4 protein-coding genes are annotated in these 6,217 nt (G+C 72.3%); 2 read left to right on the forward strand and 2 right to left on the reverse strand.

Going from position 1 to position 6,217, the window contains the following annotated elements; all coding sequences use genetic code 11:
• Both OHT52_RS28080 and OHT52_RS28085 read right to left on the reverse strand, forming a co-directional pair.
• Positions 1-969, reverse strand: coding sequence for an ABC transporter permease (locus tag OHT52_RS28080; protein WP_328722963.1), 969 nt, complete (start codon positions 967-969; stop codon positions 1-3).
• Positions 970-983: 14 nt separating this feature from the next.
• The gene (locus OHT52_RS28085; RefSeq protein ID WP_328722964.1) at positions 984-2,567 is read right to left on the reverse strand and encodes an ABC transporter substrate-binding protein; all 1,584 of its coding nucleotides are present in this window, start codon (positions 2,565-2,567) and stop codon (positions 984-986) included.
• Between the two features lie 641 nt (positions 2,568-3,208).
• Here OHT52_RS28085 and OHT52_RS28090 point away from each other — a divergent pair.
• Both OHT52_RS28090 and OHT52_RS28095 read left to right on the forward strand, forming a co-directional pair.
• Entirely contained in the window at positions 3,209-3,547 is a 339-nt protein-coding gene (locus OHT52_RS28090; RefSeq protein ID WP_328722965.1) for a DUF5132 domain-containing protein, read from the forward strand.
• A gap of 372 nt (positions 3,548-3,919) precedes the next feature.
• Positions 3,920-6,214 carry an ABC transporter ATP-binding protein/permease gene (locus OHT52_RS28095; RefSeq protein ID WP_328722966.1) on the forward strand — a complete coding sequence of 765 codons (2,295 nt, stop codon included), beginning with the start codon at positions 3,920-3,922 and terminating at the stop codon, positions 6,212-6,214.
• Positions 6,215-6,217: the final 3 nt, after the last annotated feature.

Genomic DNA, 6,217 nt, shown 5'->3' on the forward strand with positions numbered 1-6,217 from the left:
TCACATCTCCCGAATCGCCGAGCGGGGGTCGAGCAGGGCGAGCAGCACGTCCACCAGGAGGCCCGCGAGCAGCACGGCGGTGCCCAGCACCAGAACCATGGCCTGGACCACCGGGTAGTCCTGTGCGACCACGGACTGGGCCATGGCGGAGCCGATCCCCGGCCAGGCGAAGACCTTCTCCACCAGTACGGTGCCGGCGATGAGACCGGGCAGCAGGCTCCCCGCGACGGTGAGTGCGGCGGACGCCATGTTGGGTGCCGCGTGCCGCAGGTAGCGGCGCGCGGACGACAGCCGTTTGCTCCGGGCGGTGCGCAGATAGTCCTCGTCCAGCACCTTCAGCGCCTCCACCCGGACGATGCGCAGCAGCACGGCGGTGGGGGCGAGGGAGAGCGCGAGGACGGGCAGGACGAACGACTCGGCGCCCGCCGCGCCAGCCACCGGGAGGAGGTGGAGGCCGATCGACAGCGACGCGGTGAGCCCGGCGGCGAGGACGAAGTCGGGCACCCCGGCCAGACCCGCGGTGACGCCGGTGAACACCAGCTCGGTGCGCGGGCGGCGGCCGTCACGGGTGCGGACGGCGGCCAGCAGACCGCCGGGCAGGGCGACGGCGAGGGTGGCCAGGAAGGCGAGGACGGCGATCTCCAGGGTGGCCGGCAACCGGGTGCGGACCAGTTCCGCGACCGGCGCCCCGGTGACCAGCGACGTACCGAGGTCACCGTGCAGGAGGCCGCCGAGGTAGTGGCGGTACTGGGAGAGGAAGGAGGCGTCGAGCCCGAGGGCGTGCCTGCGCGCGGCCACCAGGCCGGGGGCGGCGTCGACGCCGAGCGCCGCCCGGACGGGATCGCCGGGGATGAGGCGGATCATCGCGAACGACGCGGTGACCACGACCCCGAGGGAGAGGAGCAGCCGGACGCCGCGGCGGCCGAGGAACACGGTCCACGGGTGCCGCAACAGCTGGGGTACGGACATGGTGCGGCCCCGGGTCACTGGTGGAGGCGGATGCTGGTCGGGACGATCTGGCCGCCGAAGGTGGTGGCGAAGGTGGTGCGGTGGCCGTACACGCCGCTTCGGCCCTGGGCGATCGGCAGCGCGTCGGCCGAGCGGAAGAGCGCGGCGGAGGCACGGTTCCAGCTGCCGCATCCCGTCGTGTCGGTCGCCCGGAGGGCCTCGGCGACCAGAGCGTCGTACTCGGGATTGGCCACCCCCGCGAAGTTGAGGCCCCGGGCGGGGGCGGGGCCGGAGAAGAAGGGGACGAAGCCGACCGGCAGGGCGAACCCCGGCGTGCTGCCGACCACCACGTCGAAGTCGCCGCTCTGGTACATGGCGTTGACGAGGGCGGGCAGGCTCTCGGTGACCAGGTCGACCTCGGCGCCGAGCGCCGTCCACTCCCGGGCCATGAGCTCGGCGACGGAGACCAGGGTCGGGCCGAGGTCGGGGCTGGTGATCAGGCGGAGCCGGAGCGGTCGGCCGTTCTTGGCGAGCGGGCCGCCGGCGGAGCGGGCCCAGCCGGCCGCGCGCAGTGCCCGGGTGGCGTCTCGCGTGGGCAGGTTGGCGTCGGCGAGGTCGGCGTGGCAGACGGCGCCCTCGGCGCCGAAGTCGGTGGCGGGGCTGCCGGTGCCGCCGACGGCGACGTTGGCGAGCCCCTGGCGGTCCAGGGCGGAGACCAGGGCGCGGCGCACCGCCCGGTCCCGGAGCGTCCGCCCGGGACGCTGGTTGAAGAAGGTCAGCCCGACCACGGTCGCCACGTCGGAGGTGGACAGGCCGCGTCCGGTGAGCCGGGCCCGGTCCGGCCCGCTCACGCCCGCGATGTCGATGCCCCCGGTGAGCAGCAGGTTCGCCGCCGTGGAGGCCTGGGGCACCACCGAGACGACGATGCGCGCGGGGAGGCCGGGTTCCCGGGTCGTCGCCCCGGCGGGTCCCCAGGAGTAGTCGTCGCGGACGGTGAACTCGTAGGGCCCGCCTGGGGTGTAGCGGGTGAGTACGTAGGGGCCGGTGCCCTCGGTGGCCCGGTCCAGCGCATGGGGCCTGCCGAGTCCAGCGGGGCAGACGACCGGCAGCAGGCCGACGGTGCGGGTGAGGAACGGGAAGGGGGCGGCGGTGGTCACCGACACCGTGCCGGTGCGGTCGTCGGCGTTCGCTTCGAACGGGACGTTCGGCAGCACGGTCTGAGCTCCGGCGAGCTGGTTGGCCAGGTCGCCCGCGTAGGTCAGGGACCGGGCCACCGCAGAGGCGGTGAGCGCGGTTCCGTCGGAGCAGGTGACGCCCGGTCGGAGGGTGAATCCGGCCGTGGTGGCCGTGGCCCGCCAGGAGGTGGCCAGGCCGGAGACGAGGGTTCCGTCGGGGGCGAGGTTGACCAGGGAGTCGTAGGCGTAACGGGCCTGGGAGGCGCCGAAGGCGGAATACGGGTCGAAGCTCGGCGTCTCGCTGGACGCGGCGATGCGGACGGTGCCGCGGATCACCGGCGGGGTGGTGGTCGAGGAGGTGGTGACTCCGCCGCAACCGCCCAGCGCGACGGCCGCGGCGGCCAGGGCGGCCGCCAGGGCGACCGGTGGGGTGCGTCGGAGCATGGGCGTCATGGTGCCACCGGAGGGTGGGCTGTGATGACCCAACTGGCTTGTGCGGTAAGCGCGTTCGAATGTCCCCAACCACCTGGCGGCCGGGGCTGGAGCCGTCGGGGGGCTACGGGGCGACCGATCTTGATTCACCCGTTCGGGGGGCGGGGGCGTTGGGCGCCCGGCCCTTCTCCGGAACGGCACGTGGGCGGAGTGCCGTCGTCGCCGCAGCGGTGGTGTCGGGTGGTACGGAGCGGCGCAGGGACGGGCGTATCGAAGGTGCGCGGGAGGTGCGTCGAAAGGGTATCGGAGAGCGCGTCGAAAGGTGTATCGAAGTCGCAGTGGAGGCGCATTGATCGAGGGGGGTAATTGGTTAATCGTATTAAGTGTCTTCGTGTGCGCCGTGGTTGAAAGGGTTACGCGAAAACTTCACGAGCACTCGCACGAGTGAACAGAAGGGGGCTGCTTGGTCCAGGCGGGTGGGTTTCCACTACGGTGATCACGGGATCGGATGGTGTGTTCCGGCATCCGGGAATTCCGATTCGCCAAGTGGGCCCCGGATATTCGAGAGTGAATCCCGCCCGGCCGTGCATTGCTCCGGCTTTCGTCGTGCCCGGGTTCCCTGTCATACGTATGCGTGGAGAGGATGGAGAATCATGCCGCCAGTAGTCCCGCCCTTCCTGATCGGCCTCATCGTCGCGCCGCTGGCCAAGCGCCTGCTCAAGCCGCTGGTGAGTGGAGTCGTCAAGACGTCCGTCGGTATCGCGATGGAGGTGAAGAAGGCCGCTCAGGAGGCCGGGGAGAACATCCACGACCTCGCGGCCGAAGTGGCCGCCGACGTGGTGGCCGCGCAGATCGCCGCCAGTGAGACCGAAGGGCACTCCGTCGTCGGCCAGCGTGCCACCGGGAGCGGCGCCAAGGACGGACCGGAGGGGGACGTGAGGACCCCGAAGATCCGTGCCACCGCCGGTTCCGCCGCCGGCAAGTCCCACTGACGGACCGTAAGAGCCGGGGCCGCCGCCCAAGGTCGTCCCGCAATTCCTGCCCGGTGTGCGGCGTCGGCCGCGGCACCTCACCGCGCCGTCGGAACGTCCCGCACGCATCCCGTACGCGGGTGCTCCTCCGCCTCGCGATGCACCGCGTCCGACGCCCACACCGATCCACCAGGGACAGCGGGACGGACTTCGGGCGCGCACGCCGGCCGATCCCGGCGGGGCGTGCCCGGGCGGCGGCCCTTCGCAGGACGTTCGACCGTAGAGACCCGCTGTCCAGACCCTCCCGTCACGTCAGACCTTCCCGCTCCGTCGCCGCATTCCGTCGTGTCCATGGCGGTCTCCCGCGACCTCCGCAAACAGGTGATCGTACACATGCCATCGCTACTGGGTGCCGCAGCCGGACTCCGCTCCGTGGAATCGGGTGCGAGCCCGCGCTCGGTCGTCCCGGGCCGCCAGCGCTGGGACGTCGAGCTGGTGCTCGGGCGGCCCCGGACGGCCGAGATCCTCGCCGCCGTGCTGCGCCGCGTCCCCGGGATCACCGAGGCCCGGGCCAGCTCGGTCACCGGCGGAGTGCTCGTCCGGCACGACGCGCGGCTGCGCGCCGCGGACGTCGGCCGGATCATCCGCGGAGCCGTCACCGGGGTCGCCCGGAACGCGACCGGAGCGGGACGTCCGGCACCGGACTCCGCCGTCGTTCCGGCCCCGCGCGCGGACCTCGGCCCGGTCGTGCGCCCGGTGCTCGCCGTCGGCGGCGGGATCGTGGCGGGGACCGCACTGGTCAAGGGGGCGGCGAGGAGCAAGCAGTGGGTGGCCGCGGGCGGGGTCGCCGCGGCGACCGCGATCGTCCTCCGGAAAGCCTGGCGCCAGACGGCAGAGGCGCCCCGGCACGCGGCCGGGCCCGGTGCGGAACGCCACCCCCTGCTGGAGATCGTCGGACCGCACCGCCGCCGCCTCTACCGGGCCGCCGCCCTGTCCGTCGCCTGCCAGGCCGCGGAGATGGCGCTCGGCACCTTCCTCGGATGGACCGGACTCGTCCTCATCAAGGGCGAGGCGGCTCCGCTGGTCAGCCTCGGCCTGACCACCGCGTCCGCCCAACTCCTCGGGCTGGCAGGGCTGGTGGCCGCCGCCTGTGCCGCGGTGGCCGGCCTCTCCTACGCCTCGAACCTGCAATGGCGCCGGCTCGGCCAGGACATCGAGCACGACTGGCGGAGTCGTACGTACCGACACGTCCAGCATCTCGAACTGGCCCACTTGGAAGGTGAGCGGACCAGCCGGGTGACCGGCACCCTCACCAACGACGTCGGCCAGTTGGGCGCCTTCTTCGCCGGCCCGGCCAACGACGTGCTGCAACTCGGCACCAGCCTCGCCGTCCTGGTGCCGGCGTTCCTGCTGCTGGCACCGCAGATCGCCTGGATCGCGTTCCTGCCGATCCCGGTCGTCGCCTGGCTCTCCCTGCACCACCAGAACAAGTCCGCGGCCACCTACGCCGCCACCGGCGAGCACCGGGCCAGGCTCGGCAGCCAGGTGATCAACTCACTCGAAGCCGGTGCGACCGTCAAGAGCTTCTGCACCGAGGACCATGAGGCGACACGCGTCGACGAGCTCAGCGAGTCGGTCCAGGAGAGCAGCCGGCAGGCCGACCGGAGCACGATCCGCCACGCCGAGACCGTCCGGGCCTGCACCACCGCGTCCATGGCCGGCACCCTGCTGATCGGCGGCCGTTCGGTACTCAACGGCACCCTGCGTTTCGAGGTGTTCAGCCCGCTGATCGGGCTGCCCCAGATGCTGCTGATGCGGATGAGCCGGCTCGGCGGCATCGCCGACCAGTACCAGCGCACCCTTGCCTCCTACGACCGGGTCCAGCGTCTGCGTGCCCTGCCCGTCGAGACCGACAGCGGCGAGGGAAGGCTCGAACCCACCGAGGTGCGGGGTGAGATCGTTCTCGACAAGGTCACCTTCGCCTACCCCGGCCGTCCGGCGACGCTGGAGAATCTCTCGCTGACCGTTCCGGCCGGACAGGTGACCGCTCTGGTGGGCGCCACCGGCTCCGGCAAGACGACGATCGCCAAACTGCTGATGCGCTACCAGGACGCGGAATCCGGCCGGGTACTGCTCGACGGCAGGGACGTCCGCGACCTGCGGCGGCACGACCTGCGCCACGCGATCGGCTTCGTCGCGCAGGACCCGTTCCTCTTCGACGGAAGCATCGCCGACAACATCCGCTACGGCACTTTCCACGCCTCGCACGAGGACGTGCTCAGGGCCTCGGCCATGGCCGAGGCGCACACCTTCGTCGCCACCCTGCCCGACGGCTACGACACGCTGATCGGTGAACGCGGCGCCACGCTCTCCGGCGGCCAGCGGCAGCGGATCGCCCTGGCGCGCGCGATCCTCAAGGACTCACCGGTCGTCATCCTCGACGAGGCCACCTCCGCCGTGGACAACGAGACCGAGGCCGCCATCCAGCGCACGCTGCGCGGCTTCGCGGCGGACCGGACGATGATCGTCATCGCCCACCGGCTCTCCACGGTCCGCCACGCCGACCGGATCTACGTCATGGACAAGCGCGGCATCGTCGCCGAGCAAGGCACCCACGACGAACTTCTCGCCCAGCACGGGCTCTACACATCCCTCTGGCAGCTCCAGGCCGGCGAAATCGCCGCCTGACCG

This window comes from Streptomyces sp. NBC_00247, assembly GCF_036188265.1.
Taxonomy (GTDB): domain Bacteria; phylum Actinomycetota; class Actinomycetes; order Streptomycetales; family Streptomycetaceae; genus Streptomyces.

Bases quoted from the DNA above. Each gene is read 5' to 3' on its own strand.
- OHT52_RS28080 (WP_328722963.1), bottom strand. From the start codon at position 969: ATGTCCGTACCCCAGCTGTTGCGGCACCCGTGGACCGTGTTCCTCGGC.
- OHT52_RS28095 (WP_328722966.1), top strand. From the start codon at position 3,920: ATGCCATCGCTACTGGGTGCCGCAGCCGGACTCCGCTCCGTGGAATCG.
- OHT52_RS28085 (WP_328722964.1), bottom strand. From the start codon at position 2,567: ATGCTCCGACGCACCCCACCGGTCGCCCTGGCGGCCGCCCTGGCCGCC.
- OHT52_RS28090 (WP_328722965.1), top strand. From the start codon at position 3,209: ATGCCGCCAGTAGTCCCGCCCTTCCTGATCGGCCTCATCGTCGCGCCG.